The organism is Alteromonas sp. ABH4_457 (assembly GCF_056160625.1).
Genome location: NZ_JBSWXN010000005.1, coordinates 119,775 through 145,321, shown reverse-complemented (window position 1 = coordinate 145,321; position 25,547 = coordinate 119,775). Strand labels below are relative to the sequence as shown.

Annotated in this window: 25 protein-coding genes; 10 read left to right on the top strand and 15 right to left on the bottom strand. The window is 48.6% G+C overall.

Annotation, left to right across the window (positions count from 1 at the left end):
* Positions 1 to 201: 201 nt before the first annotated feature.
* From ACXAGR_RS13395 to wecA, 3 genes are all read right to left on the bottom strand, one after another.
* Positions 202 to 1,059, bottom strand: a complete 858-nt coding sequence (locus ACXAGR_RS13395) for a glycosyltransferase family 2 protein (protein ID WP_474850988.1) — start codon at positions 1,057 to 1,059, stop codon at positions 202 to 204.
* Positions 1,056 to 1,946: a glycosyltransferase gene (locus ACXAGR_RS13390; RefSeq protein WP_474850986.1), complete on the bottom strand. Its 891-nt coding sequence runs from the start codon at positions 1,944 to 1,946 to the stop codon at positions 1,056 to 1,058. Before ACXAGR_RS13390 ends, ACXAGR_RS13395 begins: the two co-directional genes overlap by 4 nt.
* Before the next feature lie 94 nt (positions 1,947 to 2,040).
* A complete protein-coding gene (gene wecA / locus ACXAGR_RS13385; protein ID WP_119500465.1) occupies positions 2,041 to 3,111 on the bottom strand; it encodes a UDP-N-acetylglucosamine--undecaprenyl-phosphate N-acetylglucosaminephosphotransferase in 1,071 nt (356 codons plus the stop codon).
* Positions 3,112 to 3,664: 553 nt separating this feature from the next.
* On the opposite strand from wecA, the gene ACXAGR_RS13380 reads away from it, so the two are divergent.
* The 8 genes from ACXAGR_RS13380 to galE all read left to right on the top strand — a co-directional run bounded on the left by ACXAGR_RS13380 (position 3,665) and on the right by galE (position 11,551).
* Positions 3,665 to 4,018, top strand: coding sequence for a hypothetical protein (locus ACXAGR_RS13380; protein WP_474850984.1), 354 nt, complete (start codon positions 3,665 to 3,667; stop codon positions 4,016 to 4,018).
* Positions 4,019 to 4,020: 2 nt separating this feature from the next.
* Positions 4,021 to 5,880: a polysaccharide biosynthesis/export family protein gene (locus ACXAGR_RS13375; protein WP_474850982.1), complete on the top strand. Its 1,860-nt coding sequence runs from the start codon at positions 4,021 to 4,023 to the stop codon at positions 5,878 to 5,880.
* Positions 5,880 to 6,662: an ABC transporter permease gene (locus ACXAGR_RS13370; RefSeq protein WP_474850980.1), complete on the top strand. Its 783-nt coding sequence runs from the start codon at positions 5,880 to 5,882 to the stop codon at positions 6,660 to 6,662. The genes ACXAGR_RS13375 and ACXAGR_RS13370 overlap by 1 nt, the downstream gene beginning before the upstream one ends.
* Positions 6,659 to 7,309: an ABC transporter ATP-binding protein gene (locus tag ACXAGR_RS13365; protein WP_474850979.1), complete on the top strand. Its 651-nt coding sequence runs from the start codon at positions 6,659 to 6,661 to the stop codon at positions 7,307 to 7,309. The genes ACXAGR_RS13370 and ACXAGR_RS13365 overlap by 4 nt, the downstream gene beginning before the upstream one ends.
* Before the next feature lie 25 nt (positions 7,310 to 7,334).
* A complete protein-coding gene (locus tag ACXAGR_RS13360) occupies positions 7,335 to 8,441 on the top strand; it encodes a KpsE/RkpR family capsule polysaccharide export protein (RefSeq protein WP_474850977.1) in 1,107 nt (368 codons plus the stop codon).
* A 199-nt stretch (positions 8,442 to 8,640) separates the two neighbouring features.
* Positions 8,641 to 10,122, top strand: coding sequence for a peptide MFS transporter (locus tag ACXAGR_RS13355; protein ID WP_474844842.1), 1,482 nt, complete (start codon positions 8,641 to 8,643; stop codon positions 10,120 to 10,122).
* Positions 10,123 to 10,232: 110 nt separating this feature from the next.
* A complete protein-coding gene (locus ACXAGR_RS13350) occupies positions 10,233 to 10,535 on the top strand; it encodes a DUF6170 family protein (RefSeq protein WP_303574457.1) in 303 nt (100 codons plus the stop codon).
* Positions 10,532 to 11,551 carry a UDP-glucose 4-epimerase GalE gene (gene galE / locus ACXAGR_RS13345; protein WP_474850975.1) on the top strand — a complete coding sequence of 340 codons (1,020 nt, stop codon included), beginning with the start codon at positions 10,532 to 10,534 and terminating at the stop codon, positions 11,549 to 11,551. Before ACXAGR_RS13350 ends, galE begins: the two co-directional genes overlap by 4 nt.
* Before the next feature lie 103 nt (positions 11,552 to 11,654).
* Here the strand turns inward: galE and ACXAGR_RS13340 are convergent, their stop codons facing one another.
* The 10 genes from ACXAGR_RS13340 to ccmA are packed head-to-tail and all read right to left on the bottom strand — an operon-like array spanning position 11,655 to position 19,542.
* Positions 11,655 to 12,473, bottom strand: coding sequence for an MlaA family lipoprotein (locus ACXAGR_RS13340; RefSeq protein ID WP_474850973.1), 819 nt, complete (start codon positions 12,471 to 12,473; stop codon positions 11,655 to 11,657).
* Positions 12,470 to 13,723 carry a c-type cytochrome biogenesis protein CcmI gene (gene ccmI / locus ACXAGR_RS13335; RefSeq protein WP_474850971.1) on the bottom strand — a complete coding sequence of 418 codons (1,254 nt, stop codon included), beginning with the start codon at positions 13,721 to 13,723 and terminating at the stop codon, positions 12,470 to 12,472. The genes ACXAGR_RS13340 and ccmI overlap by 4 nt, the downstream gene beginning before the upstream one ends.
* Positions 13,720 to 14,172 carry a cytochrome c-type biogenesis protein gene (locus ACXAGR_RS13330; protein ID WP_474850969.1) on the bottom strand — a complete coding sequence of 151 codons (453 nt, stop codon included), beginning with the start codon at positions 14,170 to 14,172 and terminating at the stop codon, positions 13,720 to 13,722. The genes ccmI and ACXAGR_RS13330 overlap by 4 nt, the downstream gene beginning before the upstream one ends.
* Positions 14,169 to 14,774, bottom strand: coding sequence for a redoxin family protein (locus ACXAGR_RS13325; protein WP_474850967.1), 606 nt, complete (start codon positions 14,772 to 14,774; stop codon positions 14,169 to 14,171). The genes ACXAGR_RS13330 and ACXAGR_RS13325 overlap by 4 nt, the downstream gene beginning before the upstream one ends.
* Entirely contained in the window at positions 14,771 to 16,768 is a 1,998-nt protein-coding gene (locus ACXAGR_RS13320; RefSeq protein ID WP_474850965.1) for a heme lyase CcmF/NrfE family subunit, read from the bottom strand. Before ACXAGR_RS13320 ends, ACXAGR_RS13325 begins: the two co-directional genes overlap by 4 nt.
* Entirely contained in the window at positions 16,765 to 17,235 is a 471-nt protein-coding gene (gene ccmE / locus ACXAGR_RS13315; RefSeq protein ID WP_474850963.1) for a cytochrome c maturation protein CcmE, read from the bottom strand. The genes ACXAGR_RS13320 and ccmE overlap by 4 nt, the downstream gene beginning before the upstream one ends.
* Before the next feature lies 1 nt (position 17,236).
* The gene (ccmD, locus tag ACXAGR_RS13310; RefSeq protein WP_474850961.1) at positions 17,237 to 17,467 is read right to left on the bottom strand and encodes a heme exporter protein CcmD; all 231 of its coding nucleotides are present in this window, start codon (positions 17,465 to 17,467) and stop codon (positions 17,237 to 17,239) included.
* Positions 17,457 to 18,212: a heme ABC transporter permease gene (locus ACXAGR_RS13305; protein WP_474850959.1), complete on the bottom strand. Its 756-nt coding sequence runs from the start codon at positions 18,210 to 18,212 to the stop codon at positions 17,457 to 17,459. The genes ccmD and ACXAGR_RS13305 overlap by 11 nt, the downstream gene beginning before the upstream one ends.
* Positions 18,212 to 18,880: a heme exporter protein CcmB gene (gene ccmB, locus ACXAGR_RS13300; protein ID WP_474850957.1), complete on the bottom strand. Its 669-nt coding sequence runs from the start codon at positions 18,878 to 18,880 to the stop codon at positions 18,212 to 18,214. The genes ACXAGR_RS13305 and ccmB overlap by 1 nt, the downstream gene beginning before the upstream one ends.
* Complete coding sequence (ccmA, locus tag ACXAGR_RS13295) at positions 18,877 to 19,542, bottom strand: cytochrome c biogenesis heme-transporting ATPase CcmA (RefSeq protein WP_474851167.1); 666 nt, start codon at positions 19,540 to 19,542, stop codon at positions 18,877 to 18,879. Before ccmA ends, ccmB begins: the two co-directional genes overlap by 4 nt.
* A gap of 141 nt (positions 19,543 to 19,683) precedes the next feature.
* On the opposite strand from ccmA, the gene ACXAGR_RS13290 reads away from it, so the two are divergent.
* Together ACXAGR_RS13290 and ACXAGR_RS13285 are read left to right on the top strand one after the other, a co-directional pair.
* On the top strand, positions 19,684 to 21,747 hold the full coding sequence (locus ACXAGR_RS13290; RefSeq protein WP_474850955.1) for a flagellar hook-length control protein FliK: 2,064 nt from the start codon (positions 19,684 to 19,686) through the stop codon (positions 21,745 to 21,747).
* On the top strand, positions 21,744 to 22,052 hold the full coding sequence (locus ACXAGR_RS13285; protein ID WP_474844574.1) for an EscU/YscU/HrcU family type III secretion system export apparatus switch protein: 309 nt from the start codon (positions 21,744 to 21,746) through the stop codon (positions 22,050 to 22,052). The genes ACXAGR_RS13290 and ACXAGR_RS13285 overlap by 4 nt, the downstream gene beginning before the upstream one ends.
* A gap of 52 nt (positions 22,053 to 22,104) precedes the next feature.
* Here the strand turns inward: ACXAGR_RS13285 and ACXAGR_RS13280 are convergent, their stop codons facing one another.
* Together ACXAGR_RS13280 and recA are read right to left on the bottom strand one after the other, a co-directional pair.
* On the bottom strand, positions 22,105 to 24,093 hold the full coding sequence (locus tag ACXAGR_RS13280; RefSeq protein WP_474850953.1) for a methyl-accepting chemotaxis protein: 1,989 nt from the start codon (positions 24,091 to 24,093) through the stop codon (positions 22,105 to 22,107).
* A 378-nt stretch (positions 24,094 to 24,471) separates the two neighbouring features.
* Positions 24,472 to 25,509 carry a recombinase RecA gene (gene recA, locus ACXAGR_RS13275; protein WP_119500446.1) on the bottom strand — a complete coding sequence of 346 codons (1,038 nt, stop codon included), beginning with the start codon at positions 25,507 to 25,509 and terminating at the stop codon, positions 24,472 to 24,474.
* Between the last annotated feature and the right edge of the window lie 38 nt (positions 25,510 to 25,547).

Sequence of the window (25,547 nt, the reverse complement as noted above, 5' to 3'; positions counted from 1 at the left end):
AAACGAGTTAATATGGCTCAATCAACTTGCATTTACTGCAACCAATACAAAATAGCAGCCACTTACGCACAGCTTCGGTGCACACGCACTAAAATAGACACAGACGCACTTCATTAGAACAATTTCTTCATGTCGTCTAATGTATTAAAATCGCGACAGTTTACTTAACCACCGTGACGGATTGATGACGAAACATGAAACCTATTCTAAAGGTCCTTTTTTTCCTCTGAGTCCGTCAACCAACCCCTTCGCAAAATACCGGCCCCGCTGCTTTCCATTGTCGAAAACCCAGCGGTTAATGAGCCACCTTAACGGAATGGCCGGAATGTTTCTCAGCTTCCAATAAAGCGGCACGTAGCTTCTGCGACTTAATATAAGCACATTACGTACCTGATAATATAATCTGACCGGTGCACCACGTTTAAAGGTAATTCCCAGGACCTTATGCCTGCCATCACCCTGCTTATGCAACATGGTCACGTCCGTCAACTTAACCACAGAGAATCCTTTGAGTCTGGCTCTCCAGCACCATTCATGGTCTACTCCGTCAATGAACAATGACTCTTCCTTGTAACCAATGGTTTCCAGCTCAGAAAGGCTGAGCATCATCCCTGAGGCAATTATTTGTTTAACACTGGCAAAGCCTTCCCGCACATCTACTGCCTGCTGCACTTTTGGCTTTACCGGCTGATTATAAAATTCGCAGATAATTTGCGGGCCTACCGCCGCTACCTTGCCGAAATATGCTTGCGCTTCAACAAAACCGGCGCACAATCCTTCCATCAACGCAGGCGTAACAGCACTGTCCTGATCGAATAAAACAGCATGGCTGAACTGTTGCCCGGCAAGATGAAACAAACCGCGATTCTGAGCAGCGGCAATCCCGATGTTTTGGGGATAGTGGAGATAAACCACTTCCTGCGGCAATGCCAGCTTCAATTCATGGGGAGAATTATCTACCAGTACCACCCTGTAACCTGAATCAATCAGCGTTTCTAACATCCGGCTAAGATGCGAAGTATCAGGATGAAACAGGATTATAACAACCCCGGTTTTCATGACTTCTCGCCTCTCTCCAACATCTTCCGGTCCAGTTTATACGCCAGTTTAACCAGCTTTGAAGGCATCATCCGCATCAGCAGTACGCAACTGGCATAAAACAGATTCCAGGGCGTCATCCGCTTTAAGGCACGCATAGCGTAGAGCCTTGCACGAAATTCGTTGACCGACTTGGAAAAGCCCCGGCGTTTATAGAAATTATTTACCCGGCGGAATTCCAGTAAACGCTCACTGAGATTTCTGAATACGAAACCTTCCTCTGCCAGTTGGATCCACAAGAAGTAGTCCTGAGTATTCATCAGTTCAGCATCATAGCGAAAGCCCTTCCGGAATATTTCATATCTGAAAGCGACTGTAGGATGATTTATGGAACAGCGGCGGGGTAAGACTTTAACAATTTGCTTGTGGGATGCCGGCATAATTCTCGCTCCTACCACCACACCACTTTCATTGATTTCAGTCAGTGCTGTACCAAGGATCCCCACATTCTGATGATTACTGAGGTATGTCACCTGTTTTTCGATACGATCCGGCAATGAAATATCATCGGCATCCATTCTGAAAAAGAAATCAAAGTTCAACGCCATGCCCCACTCTATAGCAAAGTTCATACTGGCCGCCAGACCAATATTAGAGCTGTTCTCTGCGAGAAAAATACGTTCATCACCGGCCGCGGTATGCGTCAGAAAATCACTGATATTGCTGTCGACAGGACCGTCTTTGATGATAAGGAAAATAAACGTTGAGTAGGATTGACCGGTAATGCTGCTGACAGCTTGCTTCAACCAGTTCAACTGGTCTTTATGATACACCGCCATTGCCACCAGAGACCCGGTACCGGCAGGAATTTTACCCTGATGAATTATCGTTGTTTTTGCTTTTGACAAGGCAGCCGCCAGTAACACATCACTATTTTAACTGGCAGCAAACATACCAAAATTATTCCCTGTCGTCTGCACTATTTATGGGCAGTTGACGGTTTTAAGGTTTTGTTTTCAATGATCGTTTAACGTGACGGATCAATTTCCAGATGTTTTGAATGATATAGCTGTAAACCATCAGCAAGCCGAGGAACGACCAGAACATGACATACTCAGGCACCATCAGGATTTCTCCCAGAATACCCACACCGGCGTAACACAAACCCAGGAACAAAATCGCAGCCAGCGCTTGTCTGCTGGAGAGCCCTGCGCGCATAAAGATATTGTGTAAATGCTTGCGGTCAGGACGCAACATTGACTGCCCTTTGCGTGCACGTCGGTACATGATTGCTGCCATGTCCATCAGCGGAAGACCAATCAACCACACAGCGGTAATAGGTCTGAAAGCGGCGGCCTCGCCCTGCGTGTGGTCCACCAGCAACCACACAATAGTGAGCCCGACAAACATACTGCCGGCATCACCCATAAAAATTTTATTGCCTTTGAATCCTTTCCAGCTCAGATTGAAAGCCAGAAACGGCACGATAGCAGCGACAATAATCAGCGGCTCCATGATAGCCGCACCGTTACCTGTTCCCAGCAGAATACCGACAACAGTCAACAGAACAATCAAACTCATGCCACCGGCGAGCCCGTCAATACCATCAATCATGTTGAAAGCGTTAATTACACCCACAACGCAGACGATGGTAAAGAAGTAACCGGCAATCCCCAGATACGCTTCACCGAAGCCGAAAATGTTACCCAGGGAAGTAATATAATTCTGTGCACTCCATGCCATGATGGCAGCAACACCAAACTGACAAAGGAGACGGCCTTTGGCACTTAACTGGAAGCGGTCGTCCAGCATGCCAAGCAAGACAATAAACGCTGATGCAGTGAAAAACAGAGGATTGTTTTTCATCCACACATCAGTCGCAACACTCGCCACCAGCACAGCCATGAAAATGGCAACACCACCAGTCAAAGGCACCATGCCTGCGTGACGTTTACGGTAAGTCGGATGATCAACCAGGCCAAACTGATGAGCCAGTGGTGTCATCACAATCAATAAAATCAGGGCGACAAAAAATGCCGTGAACAACGGTACAATTTGAAGATAATCAAACATACAAAGTACTAATCCCTAACCATAGGTCTGACTTGCCGGTAGATGTGAAATGTGTGTGAGCGGTGTTGATAGCGATATTCCATTTTGTCTAAAACTTCCTGATGCCGGGCAGCATTTTGATCAGCAAACACCAACATGCCAATATAATAATAGACTAAAGACAAAAAGACTACCTCCTGAAATTACAACAGAGAAATTTTCTTTCAAATCTTTAAATCTGCTTTACCTGTTCTGACACACATCTGACATTCCACCGCCTTACAAAGCATACTGCGAACTTTTTTAGCTTCACAGACTCACACAGACGTCATTTTTTAGTTTTAACGTTACACGGGGAAACCGTCTTATGCAGATACGAAACATCTGCAGGCACTCCTGAGTAACAACACCATTTTAAATGTCATGAGCTGTTAAGCAATTATCAAGCCATCACTTTAATTGGTTACTAAACATGACAAATTACAGATTTAGCGCAGATGCATAAAGGGCAGACTGCAAAAGCCGGTGAATGTGGTATGCTATCCGGCCAGATTAGACAAGGAATTATTAAGACATGAGTATTATCAGAAGTTTAAGTGCTGGTCTGATAGGTCTTACCGTACTGTTGAGCGGATGTTCTTCAGCCCCTACGCAGGTGAATGCGAATATTCCGCTGGTTTCAGGCGATTCAATGCGACTAGCTGACAGCCAGGTATATCCGGTACCACAAGGCAATTTGGCGCCGGGTGAGATGTTGCAGATTGGCAACGAACAGTATCAGATCCACAACCGCTATATCTCTGCATCAGGATTAACCTGTATGTCATTGCGGGATCTGTCCAATCCGGCAAACCGTCGTGCAATTTGCGAACGGGACGGGCAATGGCAAATGCTTGCTCCGCTTCTTACTCAAATCTCAGCTAAATAATCATGGCAGAATCTATGTCAGTAATCCGTACACTTTCCACCTTGGGTAAGGTGGTATTGGCCTGTGCCTGTTTTTCTTCTCTTGCAACAGCACAATCTCTGGCCGATCTTCAGCAATTACGTGAACAGGCCCAACAGCAAAACTCGGGCAATTCCGCTACCACTGGAACCGGGAACGCCCAGACTCAAGCCGTGTCGCCGATGAATGTGCAGACTTCCCGTACTTTGCCGGGCGCACGCAGCAGCATGTCAACGTCTACCGGCCAGTACAACAAAGAACCCCGCTCCGGTGTGTCTCTGCCCGGCGAACCAACCGTAGAAGATGTATTTCCTTACAGCGAACCACTTGTCAGCCCGCCATTCGCTGCCAACCTCTTCATCGGCGGTTTTGAATCTGAACGCAGCTCAGGCCTTAATGAAAACTATCTGATTGCGCCCGGTGATAAGATTTCAATCTGGATGTGGGGTGCCGTCAACTTCTCCGATGTGGTAACTGTTGATAACCAGGGAAATATTTTTATTCCTAACATTGGTCCTGTGCATGTTGCAGACACGCCAGCCGGTTCGGTGAATGCACTGGTCACTAACAGTATTAAAAGAATCTATACCAACGACGTTAACACCTACGTGAATCTGCTCACGTCTACGCCAGTAGCGGTTTATCTTACCGGCCCCGTTATCCGCCCCGGCCAGTATGCTGGCCTGGCATCAGACAGCGTGCTTTATTATTTAAAGCGTGCCGGCGGTATTGATTTCAACCGTGGCAGCTTCCGTAAAATCGATATCCGCCGTGAAGGAAAAGTAATTGCCACGGCAGACCTTTATGAATTTATCCGTGAAGGCACCCTGCCCGGCGTTTCTTTTAAAGACGGTGATACCATTGTTGTTCATCCGGTAGGTGACAGAGTTACTGTCGCCGACGGTGCTAATAACAGCTATACCTTTGAATTCAAAAAAGACGAGTTGATGGGTGAGACTTTGCTTGACTATGCCAGACCACGGGATTTTATCAGCCATGTTTCCGTTGCAGGCCTCAGAAGCGATCAGCAGTTTGCCCAGTACGTTTCGCTAAATGAATTCAACAATGTTGTTTTGCAGTCCGGTGATGAGGTCAATTTCATTAATGACCACGTCGCGAAGGTTTACCAGATAAACATTGAAGGTGGTCACACTGGTCCTTCCAAAATCATGGTTGACCGGGGTACCCGTTTGCAGGATGTCCTGGATTACATTCATGTTGACCCGTCACTCGCCAGTGCGTCAGATGTTTATCTGCGTCGCGAAAGCGTGGCACAAAGTCAACGGGAGCTCATAGAACAGTCGCTGCAGCGCCTGGAGCGCAGCATCTATACAGCACCAATCAGTTCTACCGGAGAAGGTTCTATCCGTGTTCAGGAAGCGCAACTGGTCAGCGACTTCATTGAGCGGGCCAGACAAGTAGAGCCACAGGGTAAAGTCATTGTGGCTGAAAACGGTGAAGTGGCCAATGTACTGCTGGAGCCGAATGATACCATTGTCATCCCTGAAGCCACTGATCTCATTCATGTGGGCGGCGAAGTAATGATGCCTCAGGCTATTGTCTTCAATAAAGATGCGACCACCGCTGACTATGTTGCCTGGGCCGGCGGGTTTACCCAACGTGCCGACGACGAGCGCATCCTTATTATCAGACAAAACGGTATCGTAGAATTTGACAGTATTCACGGAAGCCTGTGGTCTGAGGGCGAAGGAAAGCTCTCTATCCGTCCGGGTGATCAGGTTGTGGTATTGCCGTCTATCGATGTTAAGTCTCTGCAGACCATCAAAGATATCACACAAGTCATTTATCAGATTGCTGTGGCGGCCAACGTAGCTACCAACTGATGGATATTACATTTAAATCACAGGTTGCAGCGTGGCGAAGAGTGATTTTCGCCCTGTTTCTCCGTGAGCTGCAAAGTAAGTTCAATGATAAGCTGGGACTCGGCTGGGCCTTCATTGAGCCCTTCGTGTTCATTTTCGCCATGTCCTATTTCCGCAGTTTTATCAGCGGTGACGACGTTCACTCGGTCCCATTATTTGTTTTTATGATGTTGGGTCTAATGGGTGTACAAACGTTTATGACCTGTACGTCTGTTGTGCCAGACTCTATCGGAAAAGCAAAACCCCTCTATGCATTCAGGCAGGTGCAGCCTATGGCTTCCCTTATCACCTCGGCGTTTATGGAATTTATGATAAAAGTTGGTGTGGTTTGCCTGATTGTGTGTGCGGTGTATTTAATGGAGATTGATTTTGAGGTAAATGATCCGCTACTCTTAATCGCACTTTTCGCATTACTGTGGGTTTTTTGCTTTTCCATCAGTCTGGTATTCGGTGTGCTTATCGCATTCATACCTGAAATTAAAAAAATCAAAAATATGCTTAACCGGCCTATCTTTTTTATTTCCTGTACCTTTTTCAGTCTGCAGGATTTCTCCCCTGAGGTCTGGCCCTGGCTGACCTGGAACCCACTTGTTCACTTTATAGAACTCGCCAGATATGCCTGCTACGAAACCTATGGGGATGCCGGTGTGTCTTTGCAGTTTGCTGTTGAAGTTACCGCAATCAGTTTGTTTACCGGATTAGCGCTCTATCACACAACCTGGAAGAAGGTGTTGTCACGGTGATTAGAATAGAAAATCTGACTAAGAGTTACCCGAGCAGGCTCGGGCCGCAATACATTTTCAAAAATTTAAACTTTGAATTCCCCACCGACCATAGTGTGGCCATATTGGGTAAAAACGGTGCCGGTAAGTCCACATTGTTCCGTATGCTGGCAAAAAGCGAATATCCGGATAAGGGCAGGATCCTGACAAATAAATCCATGTCCTGGCCGGTTGCACTGGCCACCGGTATTCATCCGCAAATGACCGGCAGGGAAAATACGCGGTTTATTGGCCGTATCAACCAGGTGGAATCGCTGACTCAGTATGAAAAACAGGTGCAGGAATTTGCCGAGATTGGTGGGAAGTTTGATTTACCGGTTAAGACGTATTCCTCAGGTATGCGGGCCAAGCTGGTTTTTGCCTGCTGTATCAATATTGATTTTGATATTTATCTCATTGACGAAGCAACTTCTGTGGGCGACCCCACGTTTCGCCGTAAGGCCCGTAGTGCCCTGAAAGAGAAAAATCTGACAGCAGGTATGATCATGGTCAGTCACGAACTGGACCAGATCAGAGAATTTTGTACTTCAGCCATTCTTATTGAAGACGGCAAGCTGAATTATTTCAGCGACCTGGAAGAAGGCATCAGCGCCTACATGGCAGAATAAATTTAGGTTAAGTGATATTAAAATTATGAAAGCGAAAGCAACCCTCAACAAACTGAAAAAGAACAAGCTGGTTTTCATTCTTGCCCCCTGGCTGTTATATGCGTTCTACCTGATTGTGTGGGCTGCACCGCAATATGAGAGTACAAGTAAGCTCATTATTAAATCCACAGACGGCGGCAGTTCCTTTGACCCCACCAGTTTACTGGGCGCATCAATCGGCGGCGTAGCGTCGACAAACGACAGTCAAATCATCGAAAGTTATATTAAATCTCAAGATATGATGCGTTATCTGGAGCAGACTGTGTCGTTAAGCAGTCATTACGGTGCAGACCATGCGGACATGTTCAGCCGTTTACCGGAAGACCACAGCCAGACACAATTTTATGAGTATTACCTGCAACAAATTTCAGTGGAAGTAGATTCAGCATCTTCTGTTATCACCCTGAATGTAAAAGCTTACACGCCGGAATTTGCACAGCAGGTCAACAGCACCATTGTGAATAAGGCCGAGCAATTTCTGAACGACATTAATAACAATCTGGCCAAATCTAAAATGGAATTCGCTAAGGGCGAACATCAGGTTGTAGAAGATAAACTGCAAACTGCAAAGCGTGACATCCTCGCTTTCCAGTCTAAGTATAATGTGCTTGACCCTACCGCAGAAGGTGCCGCTTCCCAGCAAATTGCGTTCTCTTTGCAGGCCACGCTGGCGCAAAAGAAGGCAGAGCTGAATACCATGGAGACGATGATGTCACCCAGTGCCCCTGAGGTACAAAACATCAAACGTCAGATTGGAGCCCTGCAACAACAGATTAATATTCAAAAGGAAGGCTTCAGCAACCAGGTAACCGGTGAATCGCTGTCTGTAACAGAACAGATGGCAAAGTACTCTGACCTGCAAATCCAGCTGCAACTGGCTATTCAGGCTTTTTCGTCCTCGTTGGTGTCGCTGGAAAATGCCAGGGTCGAGGCCTATCAGAAATTACAATATCTGGTCACCATCGAGTCACCCACCCTGCCGGATGACAATGCTTATCCTAAAATAGTCTATAACCTGGTGCTTTTTGGGGTCATTTTACTCATCCTGTATGGCACAGCACGTATTATCATTGCGACTATCAAAGAGTTGTAAACAGCTAAAAGGGCTACACCTGCCTTACAGGGTAGTCCTTTTAAAGACTAAGCGTTTTACCCTGTAATTCTCTTGTGTATAGTGGAGTCAGGCATTAATTCACCTGACTGAGTCCGCAAGGAAACAGAACCGCCGTTATCTCAGGCAATGAATTACAAAACCAATAACAATCATTACAAAACGGAACGACATTGTGACAATAAAAACATCTAACGATTCCAGTTTCTTTGGCCATCCGGGGGGCCTGCAGACACTGTTCTTCACTGAAATGTGGGAGCGCATGAGTTACTACGGTATGCGCGCCCTGCTTGTTATTTTCATGACTCTCACCATCCAGCAGGAAGGTTTAGGGTTCGACAAAGAAACCGCCTATGCCATTTATGGCTTGTATACCGGTGCTGTTTATTTCATGGGCCTTTCCGGCGGCTGGCTGGCAGACCGTCTGTTTGGTGGCCAGAATGCAGTGTGGTACGGCGGTATTATTATTATGTGCGGCCATATTGTGCTGGCCATCCCTACCACCTCTACCTTCTTCATCGGTTTGATCCTGGTTGTGCTTGGCACAGGTTTATTGAAACCCAACATTAGTGCAATGGTCGGTCAGCTTTATTCTGAACATGATGCCCGCCGCGACAGTGGTTACACCCTGTATTACATGGGTATCAATATCGGGTCAATTATCGGTAACCTGGTGTGTGGCTGGTTAGCCGTTAACCAGGGTTATCACTGGGCATTTGGTGCTGCTGCAGTGGGCATGGGTATTGGTCTTGTTCAATACAAAATGACTCAGCATAAACTGCCTTCAGAATCAGCGAGTCCTACAGTGAACATGACACCAGCCGGTGTGAAGAAAAGCTGGACCGGCATTATTTTATTCCTCGTCACACTGTCCATCGTCACTTATGCCATGAGCATGGGTTATCTGGTCATTGATGTTGCAGAAGTCGCAGAATCGGTAGCCTATCTGTTTACTGCTATTTTCCTGCTGTATTTTGGTTTCATCTATTTCTTCGGCGATTTAAGTGAAAATGAAAAGAAGCGGATGCTTGCATTGTTCTTAATCTGCGTAGCCTCTTCCTGCTTCTTTGCCGGCTTCGAACAGGCAGGTTCTTCACTGAACGTGTTTGCTAACGAAGATACTGACCGCATGTGGGGCGACTTTGAAATTCCTTTTGCCTGGTTCCAGTCACTCAATTCGTTGTTCATTATTGTACTGTCACCTTTCTTTGCCGCCCTGTGGATCCAGTTAGGTAAACGAATGATGGATCCTTCCTACGGTATCAAGTGTGCCCTGGGTACCCTTATCATGGGCAGCGGTTTCATCGTAATGTTTTTTGCAGCCATGTATGCAGCGGGCGATCAGAAAGTGGCGCCTTACTGGTTAGTTGCTACCTACTTCCTGCACACTGTGGGTGAACTGTGTTTAAGCCCCGTAGCATTAAGTGCGGTAAGTAAATTATCCCCCCGCCGCTTCTCAGGACAGCTGATGGGTCTGTTCGTACTGACTTACTCTATCGGTAGTGTGATTGCTGGTGTAATGGCCGGTGCGTTTGGTACAGAGTCAGATAATGTGTCGGCACTGTTCAGCAATATCGCCATGTTTGCCGGCGTCATCGGTGTACTGGTTCTGGTATTCTCGCTGAAAACCCGTAGCTGGGAGAAGCTGCCACAGGAAGATTAAACACCTTCCACCAAAGGCGGGTTGATCCCGCTACCGATTAATCTATTATAAACCGCTGTAACGTTATTCCTGGTTCAGCGGTTTTTTCTTTTCAGGATCATCAAGCAGTAATGGCAATTTATTTTTCTACCAGACAAATTCCGGGCCTGTCCGCTCTTCCCCTTGCTCAGCGTATGACTGTGATGGACAGTGCCGCAAAATGTCTCACTGTCCCCGAAAAAACTCTGCTCAATATTTTAAAACTACTGGTTATCGTACCGGTGTTTGCATTGATTATACGGACAACGACGAACTGGCACTCATTGCTGTGGGCATTGCTGGTATTTTTGTTGTATCCGTTAGTCGTGAAACCTATTCAATATTCACTGTGCGCCAAGTATGTGCCACAAATATTATCTAAGGAGAGACAATGAAAACCATCCTGGTAACAGGCGGTGCAGGATATATCGGCAGCCATACAGTGCTACAGCTGCTGGAACAGGATTATCATGTTGTCGTACTCGACAACCTGGTTAACTCCAGTGCCGAATCCCTTCGTCGTGTTGAAAAAATCACTGGCAAACAAGTGACATTCGTACAGGGTGACATCCGCGATGACAATGTACTGAATACCATTTTCAGCCAGCATCAGGTCAATGCAGTGATCCACTTTGCCGGTCTGAAGGCGGTTGGTGAATCTGTACAGAAGCCTCTGGAATACTATGAAAACAACATGTATGGCACGCTGAGCCTGTGTAAGGCAATGCGAAAGCACAATGTCATGAATCTGGTTTTTTCTTCTTCAGCCACTGTTTACGGCGATCCTGTGTCGTTACCATTGCATGAGAAAATGGCAACAGGCCATCCGACTAACCCTTACGGCATGTCGAAACTCATGGTGGAACACATGCTGACAGATTTGTACAAGTCAGATGAGCAATGGAATATCGTGTTGTTGCGTTACTTCAATCCGGTGGGTGCACATAAGTCAGGCCTGATTGGTGAGGATCCTAATGGTATTCCGAACAACCTGATGCCATATATCTCTCAGGTAGCTACAGGTAAACTGGAACAACTGAGTGTATTCGGTGATGATTACGATACAGAAGATGGTACAGGCGTAAGAGACTACATTCATGTTGAAGATCTTGCCAATGGACACCTGAAAGCACTTGACCGCCTGGCACTTAACATGGGACTGGATGTATACAATCTGGGAACCGGACAAGGCTATTCCGTGCTGGAGATGATTAAAGCATTTGAAGAGGCTTCCGGGCAAACCGTTAACTACCGGATAGCTCCCAGACGCAGCGGTGATGTTGCCGCCTGTTATGCCGACCCCACACTGGCGGCAAAAGAGCTAAACTGGCATGCTGAAAAGAACCTGCAGGACATGTGTAAAGATGTGTGGCACTGGCAGTCAAATAACCCGAAAGGTTACCAGGACTGATTATGAGCCGCCGGCACACTGAAATGTGTGCCGGAATAAGTAACCGAAGTGCGGAGAAACTTTCTCCGCATACTTTTCATTACAGCAGCAATCTGAATGACGGTTAGTTCTGCTCTTCTGGCAAATCGAGATCATCAAGCATAGATTCAAATTCTTCGAAATCGTCCAACTCTTCCTGCTTAATCACCTTTTCGCCACTTTTTCCGTCAGTCACACGAAATTCCAGATTCTGGAAATAGGCGTTTTTAATGAAGGCATAGTCATCAATCGCCTGCTCAAGCTGCGGCTCCTGATCGATCAGCCCTGCTCGGCCTTCCAGAATAGAGACAGCGAAACGGGCCACATTCATGCTACCGGTAAGCACAGTCATCGGATAATACACGTTATCCGCTACATCACCGGCCAGTGAGCGCGGGTCGCTTGGCCCCAGTGCAGGAAACATAAGGTAAGGACCTGTTTCCACGCCCCAGTAGCCGAGTACTTCTCCAAAATTCTCACGCTGACGTTTGATACCCATCGCGTCGGCCACATCAAACGCACCGAACAATCCTACGGTAGAGTTGATAATAAATCTGGCCAGGCTATCCAGCCCTTCATCAATTTTTCCCTGGAAAAAGTTATTGAACATATTGCCGGGCTCATCCAGGTTATTGGTGGCATTCACAAGTCCGGTGCGGGCAAATTGCGGCATGACCGTCACATAACCAATTGTTACCGGGCGCAATATGTATTGATCAAGTACTTCCCAGTTGAAATTCCAGGCCACACGGTTCAGTGGCTCCAGCGGATCCCTCGGGTCACCTTCCGGTAACTCATTGGTGGCCTGTGCCTGCTCATCCACCGCACGCTGACTGGCGCAACCTGACATTAACGTTATGCCCAGCAAAATGCAGGCGAAGAGTGATTTAGACGTATTGATCACTGCAATTCCTTGTTGATTTGTATCGGGAGCGGGAGCACTTCGCCCGGTGACACCGGTACCGTAAGTACTCCACTGAGGTCTCCGGCAGCGGGCATAACATCATCACCGGTCGATATTCTTGCGGTAAGCTTAACCTGCTGCAGAGATGCCAAAGTGAACGTTGGCACCATGGCATTATCCGTACTTAGAGACAAAGATACAGGAAAATTTTGTAACTGCATTTTAACTACTGCCGCCGGCATACGGTTTTCACTCTGTGCATCCTGCGCATAAACAATCAGATAACCATCGTCAGGGAGTTTATCTTTTATTTCATCAGCAATAGTTACCGTAATATCAAACCCGGTTTTAGCAGTCATTTGCTCTGCTGCAACAGGCACAGCTTGTTGCTGTTTTTTAAGACCGGCAATACGTTCTTCCAGCGCCAGGCGGGTTTCATGTTGCGGCGGCAGTTTATTGCGGATAAGCGCGAAGTACCGTTCGGTGCCGGCCAGATCACCCAGCCTTGCCGATACCACAGCCATCATCAAAGACAAGTTGTCATTCTCAGGGTTTTCTTCTGTCAGACTCTGCAAAACCCGCCGGGCAGCGGCCAGCTTTCCGGCGTCATCAGATACCATCAATGCCTGTGCATAGGTAATCCTGATAGTCATGTCACCGGGTTTGAGTGACATAGCCCGCTGAATGGATTGTAAGGCCTGTTCATCTTCCCCCACAGACATCCACAACCGGCCCAGAAACATCCATCCGGTAGCATCTTCGGGTTCGCTGCGTAGCCGCTGACGGATAGCATAGGTCAGGCTGGCAATATCCTGCGCGGTGAAGTTACCGGCATCACCGGATGCCAGCTTGTCACTCAATTCCGGTAATGACTCAATCGCTGCCTCAGCCTGTTTGACCTGTTGCAGATGGTTGACCGACCCGTAAACAATGGTGCCCGTTGCTATGGCCAACACTGCACCGGTCAGCAAAGGCAGAAATGCAGACTGTTTCTTCACCGTCGCTTCAGAACCGGCCTCATCCACCATAGCCAGCTTCAGTTCATCACTGGCTTTTTGCCTGTCAGCTTCGGAAATGAGACCTTCAGAGACCTCTCTTTCCAGTTCAGTCAGCCGCTGACGGACAATTTCAATATTCGACAATACATCCCGCTGACGTACTTCACGACGACGTAACCAGGGGAAGGCAATGAGCAACAGAACCAGTGTGATAAGTCCTGAGGTAATCAGCCCGAATTCAGTCCAGCTCATTCTTTATCCTGCTTTAACATAGCTTCTGCGCGCTTTAATTTCTCTTCCGTGTCCACCGGCATACTCTGCCCTGACTTACGGGTGACGAAGAATAGCACCACTGCAATAAACAGCACGGGTAGAGCCCATAACCAGAATGTGGCAATGTTCACCGGCGGCTTATAGTAAACAAAGTCACCGTAGCGTTCTTTCATGTAGCCGATGATTTCATCTTCCGACTTGCCCTGCTGCATCAGTGAATACACTTTCCGGCGCATATCATGGGCAATCATGGCGTCAGAATCGGCAATGTTCTGGTTCTGACACATGGGACAACGAAGCTCTCCGGTCAGCTTGAGAAAAAGTGCCCGCCGGGCCGGATCGTCAAAAGCATAGTTATCTTCCACCGCTATCGCGGTATCAGACAGAACTGAAACCAGTATTAGCAGAACTATCCGTACAGTATTCATCGGGCTCCTCCGGCTTGCTCCGATTCCTGCTCAGCCTGGAGCTTACGGTACAAGGGCCCGACTTTGGTTTCCCAGACTCTGGGATTGATATCACCGATGTGATGCATTCTGACAATACCGCGGCTGTCTATCAGGAAGTGCTCCGGAGCGCCGGTCACACCTAAATCCAGCGAGGTGTCACGGTAAACATCAAAGATATTATACTGATACGGGTTGCCGTAGCGGCTTAGCATTGATGTGACTTCCTGCTGCACACGGCTCAGTGTTTTCGTGCCAAAGTCAGGATCCAGGTCCTGATCAAAATACAAACCGACAAAGTTAACCTGCTGCTCATTACGTAGTTCCGTGAGATAAGGCATTTCAACGGCACAGGTAACACACCATACGCCCCACACGTTCAGAATCGTGACCTTGCCTTTAAAAACGTCGGGAGTGTAAACAACATCAGGCTGCATCAGATCGGGCAACGAGAAGTCCGGCACCACCTTATCCTGCACTTGTGAGTCCAGTGCTCTGGGATCGGAAAACAATCCCTGAAAAAGAAACACCACCAGTGCCAGAAAAATCACCAGCGGAATAACAAATAAACCTGTTTTTTTCATCCCTGCTCTCCTGCCATAGCGGACGTTGAAGCACGAAAGACTTTTTTCACTTTTGCCAGCCTTGCCATCCGGTAGCGGCGGTCTGAAACAGAGCAGATCCCACCCAGCGCCATAATAACTGCTCCGGCCCAGATCCATGTGACAAAGGGTTTAATGTACACCCTCACCGCCCAGGCTCCGTCATCAAGAGGCTCGCCCATAGCAATGAAAAGGTCACGGAAGACGGTGGAGTGAATGCCCGCTTCCGTCATCGGCATTCTCTGCACGGTATACATGCGTTTTTCCGGTTCCAGGTGGACAAGTTTTTCACCATCAACATACACATCAAAAACGCCGATATCAGCGGTATAATTAGGGCCCTGAAACGGTTTCACTTCACTGAATTTGAACGTGTAACCGCCGAGTTCTGCGGTCTCTCCGGGCGCCATACGGATATCACGCTCCAGCGCGTAATTTGACACAAGCGTGATACCAATGATCGTCACAGCAAAACCAAGGTGCCCAAGAACCATGCCCCAGTGGCTGGGTGTGAGCTTTCGTAATTTCCGCCACAAGCTGTCCTGCGGCATTGCATCAGTGCGCTGCATGACTTCCAGCACCGAGGTCACCAGGATCCACGCAGCCAGTACCAGGCCGAGAGCAGCCATATAGGTGGGAGAGTCGTAGGTAAAATTAATCAGTAACCCGGCGCTGATACTCAGCCCGGCGGCAATGGAAATTTGCTTTTGCAATGCACCCGGCGCCTGGTGCTTCCATCTTGTCAGCGGGCCGAGGCCAAGAAAGAACACGAAAGGTACTATCAGCACTGTAAACATCTGATTAAAGAACGGCGCACCGATGGATATAGAACCCAGGCCCAGTTCTTTATGAACCAGAGGTAGCAGCGTGCCCAGAAGCACCACCAGTGTTGCTGCACACAAAAATACATTGTTCCCCATCAGCAGGACTTCACGGGAAAACAGGCCATAACGGCCTGGTGATTTCAGCTGTGATGCTCTCAGCGCATATAGCAATAAACCGGTTCCGGACAGCACTACCAGAATACCGAGTATAAAAAGTCCTCTTGACGGGTCACTGGCAAAGGAGTGTACAGATACAATGACGCCGGAGCGCACCAGGAAAGTGCCTAGCAGGCTTAATGAAAACGCTGCGATGGCTAACAGAACGGTCCAGGACTTAAACACCTTACGCTTTTCTGTCACAGCCAGAGAATGCATCAGCGCCGTACCAACCAGCCATGGCATGAAGGACGCATTCTCAACAGGATCCCAGAACCACCATCCGCCCCAGCCGAGCTCATAATAGGCCCACCAGCTTCCCAGCGCGATCCCCACGGTGAGGAACGACCATGCAGCAATCACCCAGGGGCGTGACCAACGTGCCCAGGTTGAATCCAGCTGACCGGAAATCAGTGCCGAAATGGCAAAGGCAAAGGAAACAGAGAAACCCACGTATCCCATATACAGCATGGGGGGATGAATAATCATGCCGAAATCCTGCAAAAGAGGATTTAAGTCCCGCCCGTCCACGGGAAAGAAAGGCAACATGCTGTCAAAAGGGTTTGAAGTGAGCAGCATAAACAGGTAGAAACCGATCCCCACAGCGCCCAACACCGACAAAACACGGGATACCATTTCATCCGGAATGCCTTTGCTAAATATTGCTACAGCCATGGTCCAGACAGATAACATCAGTACCCACAGCAGGAACGAACCTTCATGTCCGCCCCACACGGCTGTCACTTTGTAATAGTCCGGCAGTCTGCTGTTAGAATGTTGCGCTACGTAAGCGACACTGAAATCATCGGTGACGAAGGCCCACACCAGCGCAACAAACGCCAGCAATGTAAACAGGAACATGCCTGAGGCCAGCGGCTTGGCGGTGTCCATCAAAAAAGTATGCTTTGTCTGTGCGCCCCACAGCGGATACACAGCCAGTAAAATCGCGCATACCAGTGCCAGTGTCAGTGAAATATTACCCAGTTCAGGGATCATTGTCCGGCTCCGGTATTTGCCGGCTTCACGTGTTTAATGCCTTTCATCTGTTCAGCCAGTTCCGGCGGCATATAATCTTCGTCGTGTTTTGCCAGCACTTCCTGCGCTTCAATGACACGGTCTGCCACCAGTGTACCGGTAGCCACAATTCCCTGCCCTTCGCGGAAAAGGTCCGGCAGAATGCCTTTGAAATGCACCGTTACTGCGGGCCCTGTATCGACAAGGTCGAAGGATACCGCGAGACTTTCTTTGTCACGGTTGACAGTGCCGGGCACAACCATTCCGCCTATTTTCAGTCGCTGGCCAACCTGTGGCTTCACGCCTTCACGGCCATCGACGATTTGAGATGGCGTGTAAAACAAATCGATGCTGTCGGTCAATGCGAACAGCATCAGGCCCACAGCACCGGTAACCAGCGCGCCAACCAGAGTAACAACTAATAACCTTTGTTTTCTGCGCGGATTCATACTAAACGCTCCTGTCAGAATTAGGGGAAAAGGCCTGAGCGGCTTGCGCAGCCTTACGGATGCGCCCTTTACGTTTTTGCTCAGCAGCAATGTGGCGGATGAGTTGCTTATGCGCCAGCCAGCTTTGACAAATAATGCCGGTCATCACCAGCGCGGCAATGCCAAAGGACAGCCAGACGTAAAATCCGTAACCACCCATAGCCCAAAATTCTGCCCAACTGTTAAATTGCATCAGATGTCTCCCGCAAACCGGTGATATCCCGCACCCAGGGCCGGTGCATTTCCCGCCGCAGAATTTCAGTTTTCATACGCATGGTCGTAACAGCGGCGATAAACAGCGCAAAGCCTGCAAGATTAATCAGCAGTGGCCACAACATTTCCGGTGCAATAGACGGCTTGTCGAATTTGGTGATGGTGGAACCCTGATGCAATGTATTCCACCATTCTACTGAATAGTGGATCACCGGGATGTTCACAACCCCCACCAGCGCCATAACACCCGCCGCTTTACCCGCCTGCTGCTTATCTTCAAACGCGGTATACAAGGCAATGACGCCAAAATACAAAAACAGCAGAATAAGTTCTGACGTGAGCCGTGCATCCCACACCCACCATGCGCCCCACATAGGTTTCCCCCATGCCGCACCGGTAAGCAAAGCAATGAATGTCATTGCAGCACCCACAGGCGCCATGGCAATCATGGCCATGTACGCGGTCCGCCATTGCCAGACCATTCCCACCAGTGCAGCTACGGCCATGGCGACATAGGTACTCATTGACAACATGGCAGATGGCACATGGATGTAGATAATCCTGAAGGAGTCACCTTGCTGATAATCCTGAGGCGCAAATAAAAGCCCCCATACTGTACCGCACAACAAGCTGATTACTGCAGCCACTGAAAACCAGGGGAGCAGCGTATTACAAAGCTGGTAAGCCCGCTCAGGCTTTGCGTAGGGATGTAACCACTTCCACATCAGTTCTGACTCACTTTTAAAGAGTAGGCAATGGCAGCCGGAGCTAATGCCATTGCCAGCAACAACATCGCGCCAATAATAGCAATTTGCGCCCTGTAGGGTAATTGTAGCGCAGCTGCATCCACTGCCGAGGTAGCAAATATCAATAATGGAATGAAAACCGGGATCAAAAGCAGCGCCAGGAGTACGCCACCACGCTGAAGCCCTACTGTTAATCCCATGCCGATTGCACCCACCAGTGACAAAAGCGGTGTTCCTAACACCAGGGTGAGTACCAGCGCTATGTACATGTCAACAGTGAGATTGAGAAACAGCGCAAGCAGAGGTGACAACAGCAAAAGCGGAATGAAAGTCACCAGCCAGTGGCAAAGTACCTTTAGGGCGGCGACGGCATAGTAGGGCTGTCCGGATAATTGTAACTGTTCCAGTGAACCATCTGCGAAATCGTCCCGGAATAACCGCTCCATCCCGAGCAATGAGGACAATATTGCGGCTATCCAGATAACGCCCGGTCCTATCCGTTGCAGGGTTTCAGGGCCGGGTCCTATTCCCAGCGGAAACAATGTCACTACCATTAATAAGAACATAAGCGGCTGTACCAGCTCGGCCTTCTGACGAAATGCCAGTGCCAGGTCCCGTTTAAAAACCCCCTGATACAGGCCGCTCAAAACCGGTACTCCAAATCAAATGTCTGATACCCGCCCGCACGATGGCTCAGTGTCTGGTGTGAGGTAGTCAACACAGCACCGCCAGTGCTTACATGTTCACACATTTTATCTTCCAGTTGGGCAACGCCACGGGTATCCAGTGCGGTAAAAGGCTCATCGAGGATCCACACGTCTGCCTGCTTCAACCATAATCTTGCCAAAGCGGCACGGCGAAGTTGCCCTGCAGACAGTGTGCGGCAGGGTACATCTTCCATACCCACCAGCCCCACCAGAGCCAGCACGTCATAAAGATTGTCTTCGTTAAAGCTGACTTTATGCTGCGCACACCAGAATTGAAGGTTTTCGAAAGGCGACAAGATGCCGTTTATGCCGGCTTTGTGTCCTATATAGATGAGGCTGGTGAACCAGTCTTCGCCCAATGGTTTCCCCTGCCAGAGAAGGGAGCCGCTTTGAGGCTGACTTAATCCACTGAGGATACGCAACAAACTGGTTTTCCCGGCACCGTTAGGCCCACGCAAATAAATCAGCTGCCCTGGCAGGAGCTGAAAAGACAGATCTTCGAACAGTACTCTGTCCCGTTTAATGCACGTTAGTTTGCTGGCAACCAGTCCCGACAAACCGCTATCCTCTTTAACATATCTTTGTATATTCCGGTCTGGCATTCTAGCATAGGCAAAACGGAACACATCACGCCCATTGGCGTATTAAACTTTTTTATGACTTAGTTCAAACTGAAGGACCATTGACAACAGTGAAATGCACAAAATGCTTGAATTTTTCAATTAGTTGCCGATAAATCTGACATGAACTTGCAGATTGCTCAACTGTTTTCGGCGAATGCCACTGCCGCACCGGTTAATGCCGACGCAGGAGCATTGCGTTCAGACACCTTGCAGCAGCTGCCTGCAGTAGCCATAACCCGTTTACCCGGTCCGCTTATTCAGTTAACCGGGAACGCCCTCCCTCAGGAGGGACTTGTCGTAAAAGATCCCGGTCTCAGCACATCTCAGCCGCAGGTTTCCCTGGCCAGAACATCAGTCAGTCAGATGACGTTATTTGAACTTCTGCCTGTGAAGCACAGTGCAGTGCTGACACAGGCTGACACACAAAGACTGGTTACAGCACTGGCAGAAGGGCTGGCACAGTCGCAGCAACTCAGCCTTGTCAAAAATAATCCGGCCTTATCTCTGGGTGCCATAGTTGAGCAGGCGTCCCCCAAACAACTGACACTCAGGTTACAGTTACCCGGCGCACCAGTGATTAAACTGGATTTACCGGCAACCCAACACGGTGCCACTGAGGCCGGCGATAAATTTTCGTTAAAAATAACGCCTTCAACTGACAACAGGCAGTCAGGATGGCAAATTACCTTAACGCCACAAGGGAAAGGCTCTGCCCAGCCTGCTCAAAGTGTGAATGTACCGGCATCGGCGCCGGTAGTAAAACTGGCTCTGGCAAAAGCGCTGGTCAGTGAAGGGCTCAGCATTGAGGGGAAATTGCAGGGGGCTCTGCAACGTTCATTGCATTTACCCGATGGACCATCAGGCAGTATGGGAAGAGAAACATTACAAACCCTGAATGTCAGCATGCGCGGAACGCAACTATCAGCGACGGGCACCCAAACACGCCCCCTTGCTATGGTCAATTTGCCACCTGCTTTAGCGACATCTGCAAGCAATACTCTGCAGGCTCTTCCGCCGGTCCCGCTTAAACTGGCAGACATTGCAAGCCGGAAAGGGTTGCCGGTATTGCATATCCAACCGCCACCGGATCTGGCGGCTCCGGTAGCCGGTCAGCAAATATCAGGCGCGACATCTAATAATATAAAAGATGTCCATTCTGCAGGGCCGCTGAACCTGCCGCCCGAACAGCTTAGCCGCGTCAGTGAAAATATCCGTCAGCTTTCACGGCAACTTCTCGCAGAAACAGGTTCTACATCAGAAGCACTGACTAAACTGGTTTCTATCCTTACCAAAGCGTCTCCGGGAACGGCTGCCGGCACAAAGGATTTAATGAGTGCTTTATCCGCTCAGATAGCCGCTTCGCTTCCTGTTATAAAAACTGCCGCTGGAACTGACAATATTCAACATGCCGTTACCGTTCAAACAGAGACTGGCATTCCGTCTCAGGATACGGCGCAGTCGATTAAACAGCTGTTGCAGACACCCGCCCTGGTCACAACGCCAACGAATATTCTTAATCCGCCATCACAATCCGGTTTCGTGAATGCCCTTATCACACTATTACAAATCAGTTTTGCAGGCCGTGCTGTTCGAAATCAGCCCGACCTTGCAAAAGCGCTGGATAAAGCTGAATCGGTAATAGTCAGAAGTGGTGCTTCCGCCGGCGGGGGTAGTCCGCCATCAAAAACTGCCGGCGATATGGCGCAAATCGACAGCAGAACCCATTTGCTCGATCATGTTAAGTCACTGCTCGCTAATCATCAGCAACAAAAACTCCAGAGTGCAGAAGCCCGGTTGCAGGGCCAGGACACCTTGTATTATGTGTTGCCTGTAGCCGGTGATGAGCAGCCACCTCCCGAACTGTTTATTCGTGTCGAAGAACGGGACGCGCGGGAAGAGCAGGCAAAGTCATCCGCACAGAGAATATGGCATCTGACCATGAAACTCAGTGCAGGCGAGTATGGAGAGCTGCTGGCAAAAACTAAAATTGATAAGGACGTTATTCATATCAATGTATACACATCGACAGATGCACTGTTGATAAAAGTTATGGACACCATGCCATGGCTGTTAAAGCGATTAAAAAGCCTGGGACTTGAGGTTGAACAGCACAGTTGTCAACGGGGAAAAATACCACCGTCACTCAAAGACACGCCCTATCAATTGTTCGAGACACTGGTATGAGTGACAAAACACGTAAAGCGATTGGCTTGAGATACAACAGTGGCGAAGCCGGAGCAAAACCTAAAGTCGTGTCAAAAGGGTACGGTGAACTGGCCGGTGAAATCATTCGGGCCGCTGAAGATGCTGGCATTCTTATTCACGAAGATCCCTACCTTTCTGACTTGCTGGCAACATTAGATCTCGGGCAGGAAATCCCGGAATCTCTGTATTATGTAATTGCAGAATTGATTGCCTGGTCCTATGTGCTTCAGGGCAAAATGCCGGAAGGCTGGGAGAACAGCGGGCAACTTCCCCAGCGGGTATAAGCCGGCACAGAAACCTGCCGGCCTGTTTACCCGATACGGCCTGACCGCAAAGTTACAACTTAAACTGTCCCGCCAAATCTCTCAGCTCGGTAGATACATCGCTGAGCTGAGTAGCCTCGGCAGCCAGCTCCTCTGAATGTTCGCTGGTCTTTTCACTCAGATTAATGATTTTAACCAGCGCCTCATCTATTTCAGTTGCCACCACGGTTTGTTGCTCAGTCGCTCTGGCAATTTGTGTACTCTGCGATTGAACAGTACTGATCGAGTGGCTGATATCCCGCAAGGAAGACACCACCAGTTCGGTTTTCTCTACGCCTTTTAATGAGCGCTCTTTACCAGCCTTCATCGCCGTGTCGGTTTCTGATGCCATCTTCTGGAGCTTTTCTACCATCTTGCGGATATCATCAGTGGAGTCCTGAGTCCGCGAAGCCAGCGAGCGTACCTCATCAGCAACGACCGCAAAACCTCTTCCCTGTTCACCGGCACGGGCAGCCTCAATAGCCGCATTCAATGCCAGTAAATTTGTTTGCTCCGCTATGCTGTTGATCACATCAACGACCGCGCCGATATTATCTGACTCCTGGCTCAAACCACTAACTGTCTGAACGCCCTGACTGATTGCGTCTGCAAGAGCATGGATCTCAGTTAACATGTTTTGTGCCTGCGACATGCCGTCTGTCGCCTGCTGCTCTGCTACGGTTGCGGCTCTGCTGGATTCGGCAGCATTAGCTGAAATTTCCTGTACGGTATGCGCCATTTCCGTTACTGCCGTCGACACACTGTCTACTTCAGTTCTTTCCTGATTGATTTCGCGGCTGCTGGCGCCGGACACATCACGCAAGTGGTCTGCGGCCTCAGCGACAGCTCTGGTATGCTGAACAATATCCTGTAGTAATGTATGAATTTTACCGGTAAATACATTGAATTGTTCAGCCAGTTGCCCGACTTCATCGCCCGACTTAATTTCAAGACGACGGGTTAAGTCACCATCTCCTGAAGCAATATCAGCCATAGCGTCTTTGAGTTGTAAAATCGGACGGGTGATCACTGCACCAGCAAACCAGGTAACTGCTCCGGCGATAACCAGTACAACCACAGCAACAATTAGTGAAGTATGTAACGCCTCTTGTACCGGCGCTTCAACCACGGCCTTCGGAACCAGTAATCCCAATGTCCAGTTCATTTGCGGCGAAGCTAGAGTGACATGTTTATAAACAACAAAATAATTTTCATTGTTGTATGAAACTGGCGTCATACCTTCCGGATGGCGGGCAATATCTACGCTTAAAGCTGCAAAGCCATCAGCACCTTTCAGGCTTTTATCAATGGACGCCAGTGGAGATGATAGTGGCAGGGCTTCCCTGCTCCCCGGGAAGTACACAATATTTTGTTCGTCATCGACAAGAAACGCAGCGCCGGCTTTCTCATATTGGATCTCTGACAGCATATCTGCGACTGTGGTGATGAGAATATCCACGCCACCCACTCCCAGAAGCTTACCATCCCGGTACACAGGCCCCTGAACCACCGTCGAAACGCTTCCATCCTGTGAATCTGTCGCCGGAGGTGTGACATAGATGCCCCCTTTTTCTACAGCGGTCAAAAACCACGGGCGCTGATTTGCAAAGTAATTATCTTCTTCACCCACACGGCCCTGCTCATAAAAATACTCTCCGGTACCGGCGGTACCGAAAAAAGCAGACTTAATGTGCTTGTCATTACTGCTGATGGCGCTGAATGACGCAAAAATATCGTCAGCAGCCTCACCACTTAACGTACCGCCACGCTGCGAGTGTTGAGTAAAAAAGTCAGTGAAGAAAGGATTGTTCAGAAATGTAGAAGCGACACCTCCGTAGGTAGCAAAGAAACCTTTTACAGATTCCGCTTCACTGGTAACGAGAAAATGGAGATCCCGCTCAACGGTCTGCCTGGTTTTATCGCTGACAATATTGAGCAGGAAAATCGTTGCTACAATCAGTAACAATGCGATAGCACCGCCAACAATGAGCACAAATTTTTTCTGAAGTGAGAGTGATTTCATAACGCGTTCCCGTGTTTGTGTTTCACCTTCCATATTCGGGAGCTGGTGAAATCTTTTTTATAAGTTTATGTTTTTAACGGCAGTCATCTTCACTTCTACAGTAAATTGAACGATAAAAAAGTGCATTCCTCGTCTTTTGTACAGTTCATTACCTACTGATTTTATTGTTCTTTTCATTAGATAACACTAATAAAAGGAGCTAAATGGTCTACAGAGGCCTTCTTACAGGACGGCTCGCCTTTCCGGGTATTGATTTTTTTAAAACCGGTTTTTCACACAAAAAAAGAAGCCAGCTTTTCAGCTGGCTTCTGATTTAATTTACTGTCTATTGATTTGTCGTTTCATGCGCAGCCTTTCACAGGCTGCCGGACATAAATCTTACAATTTCTCTTCTGTTTCGCCTTCGGCTTCTTCAGGCTTCACTGTTTTTTGAGCCAGTAACTCTGCGCGCAGCTTAGTTTCGATGTCATTCGCAATATCAGGGTTATCTTTCAGGAACGCCATTACGTTCGCTTTACCCTGACCAATACGGTCACCGTTGTAGCTATACCAGGCACCGGCTTTATCAACCAGCTTCTGCTTCACACCAAGGTCAATAAGTTCAGCTTCCTTACTGATACCCTCGCCGTAACGAATCATGAATTCCGCCTGCTTAAACGGTGGTGCAACTTTGTTCTTCACCACTTTCACACGGGTTTCGTTACCAACAACCTCATCACCTTCTTTAACCGCACCGATACGACGGATATCCAGACGCACAGAGGCATAGAATTTCAACGCGTTACCACCTGTTGTGGTTTCAGGGTTACCGAACATAACACCAATCTTCATACGGATCTGGTTGATGAAGATACACAGCGTATTCGATTTCTTGATGTTAGCGGTAAGCTTACGCAGTGCCTGAGACATCAGACGTGCCTGAAGACCCACGTGAGAATCACCCATCTCACCTTCAATCTCTGCTTTCGGTGTTAACGCAGCTACCGAGTCAACAATTACTACGTCGACTGCACCGGAACGAACAAGCATGTCACAGATTTCCAGCGCCTGCTCACCGGTATCAGGCTGAGAGACCAGCAGGTCGTCAATGTTTACGCCCAGCTTTCTTGCATAGACAGGATCCAGTGCGTGTTCAGCATCAACGAATGCACAAGTTTTGCCTTTCTTTTGCGCTTCAGCGATAACTTGCAGTGTCAGAGTTGTTTTACCTGATGACTCAGGACCGTAGATTTCAACAACACGCCCGCAAGGTAAACCGCCTATTCCAAGTGCAATGTCGATACTGAGTGAACCGGTAGAAATGGCTTCGATATCATGCGCCTGATTGTCACCCAGACGCATAATGGCACCTTTACCAAATTGCTTTTCAATTTGGCCAAGAGCGGCGGAAAGAGCTTTGTTTTTGTTGTCGTCCACGATATTATCCTCAAGATAATGACTGTCCGGTAGTTACC

Bases quoted from the DNA above. Each gene is read 5' to 3' on its own strand.
- ccmI (WP_474850971.1), bottom strand. From the start codon at position 13,723: ATGAGCTGGACTGAATTCGGGCTGATTACCTCAGGACTTATCACACTG.
- ccmA (WP_474851167.1), bottom strand. From the start codon at position 19,542: ATGCCAGACCGGAATATACAAAGATATGTTAAAGAGGATAGCGGTTTG.
- ccmE (WP_474850963.1), bottom strand. From the start codon at position 17,235: ATGAATCCGCGCAGAAAACAAAGGTTATTAGTTGTTACTCTGGTTGGC.
- ACXAGR_RS13320 (WP_474850965.1), bottom strand. From the start codon at position 16,768: ATGATCCCTGAACTGGGTAATATTTCACTGACACTGGCACTGGTATGC.
- ACXAGR_RS13360 (WP_474850977.1), top strand. From the start codon at position 7,335: ATGAAAGCGAAAGCAACCCTCAACAAACTGAAAAAGAACAAGCTGGTT.
- ACXAGR_RS13305 (WP_474850959.1), bottom strand. From the start codon at position 18,212: ATGTGGAAGTGGTTACATCCCTACGCAAAGCCTGAGCGGGCTTACCAG.
- ACXAGR_RS13285 (WP_474844574.1), top strand. From the start codon at position 21,744: ATGAGTGACAAAACACGTAAAGCGATTGGCTTGAGATACAACAGTGGC.
- wecA (WP_119500465.1), bottom strand. From the start codon at position 3,111: ATGTTTGATTATCTTCAAATTGTACCGTTGTTCACGGCATTTTTTGTC.
- ccmD (WP_474850961.1), bottom strand. From the start codon at position 17,467: ATGCAATTTAACAGTTGGGCAGAATTTTGGGCTATGGGTGGTTACGGA.
- ACXAGR_RS13370 (WP_474850980.1), top strand. From the start codon at position 5,880: ATGGATATTACATTTAAATCACAGGTTGCAGCGTGGCGAAGAGTGATT.
- ACXAGR_RS13350 (WP_303574457.1), top strand. From the start codon at position 10,233: ATGGCAATTTATTTTTCTACCAGACAAATTCCGGGCCTGTCCGCTCTT.
- ACXAGR_RS13325 (WP_474850967.1), bottom strand. From the start codon at position 14,774: ATGAAAAAAACAGGTTTATTTGTTATTCCGCTGGTGATTTTTCTGGCA.
- galE (WP_474850975.1), top strand. From the start codon at position 10,532: ATGAAAACCATCCTGGTAACAGGCGGTGCAGGATATATCGGCAGCCAT.
- ACXAGR_RS13330 (WP_474850969.1), bottom strand. From the start codon at position 14,172: ATGAATACTGTACGGATAGTTCTGCTAATACTGGTTTCAGTTCTGTCT.
- ACXAGR_RS13395 (WP_474850988.1), bottom strand. From the start codon at position 1,059: ATGAAAACCGGGGTTGTTATAATCCTGTTTCATCCTGATACTTCGCAT.
- ACXAGR_RS13380 (WP_474850984.1), top strand. From the start codon at position 3,665: ATGAGTATTATCAGAAGTTTAAGTGCTGGTCTGATAGGTCTTACCGTA.
- ACXAGR_RS13280 (WP_474850953.1), bottom strand. From the start codon at position 24,093: ATGAAATCACTCTCACTTCAGAAAAAATTTGTGCTCATTGTTGGCGGT.
- ACXAGR_RS13375 (WP_474850982.1), top strand. From the start codon at position 4,021: ATGGCAGAATCTATGTCAGTAATCCGTACACTTTCCACCTTGGGTAAG.
- ACXAGR_RS13290 (WP_474850955.1), top strand. From the start codon at position 19,684: ATGAACTTGCAGATTGCTCAACTGTTTTCGGCGAATGCCACTGCCGCA.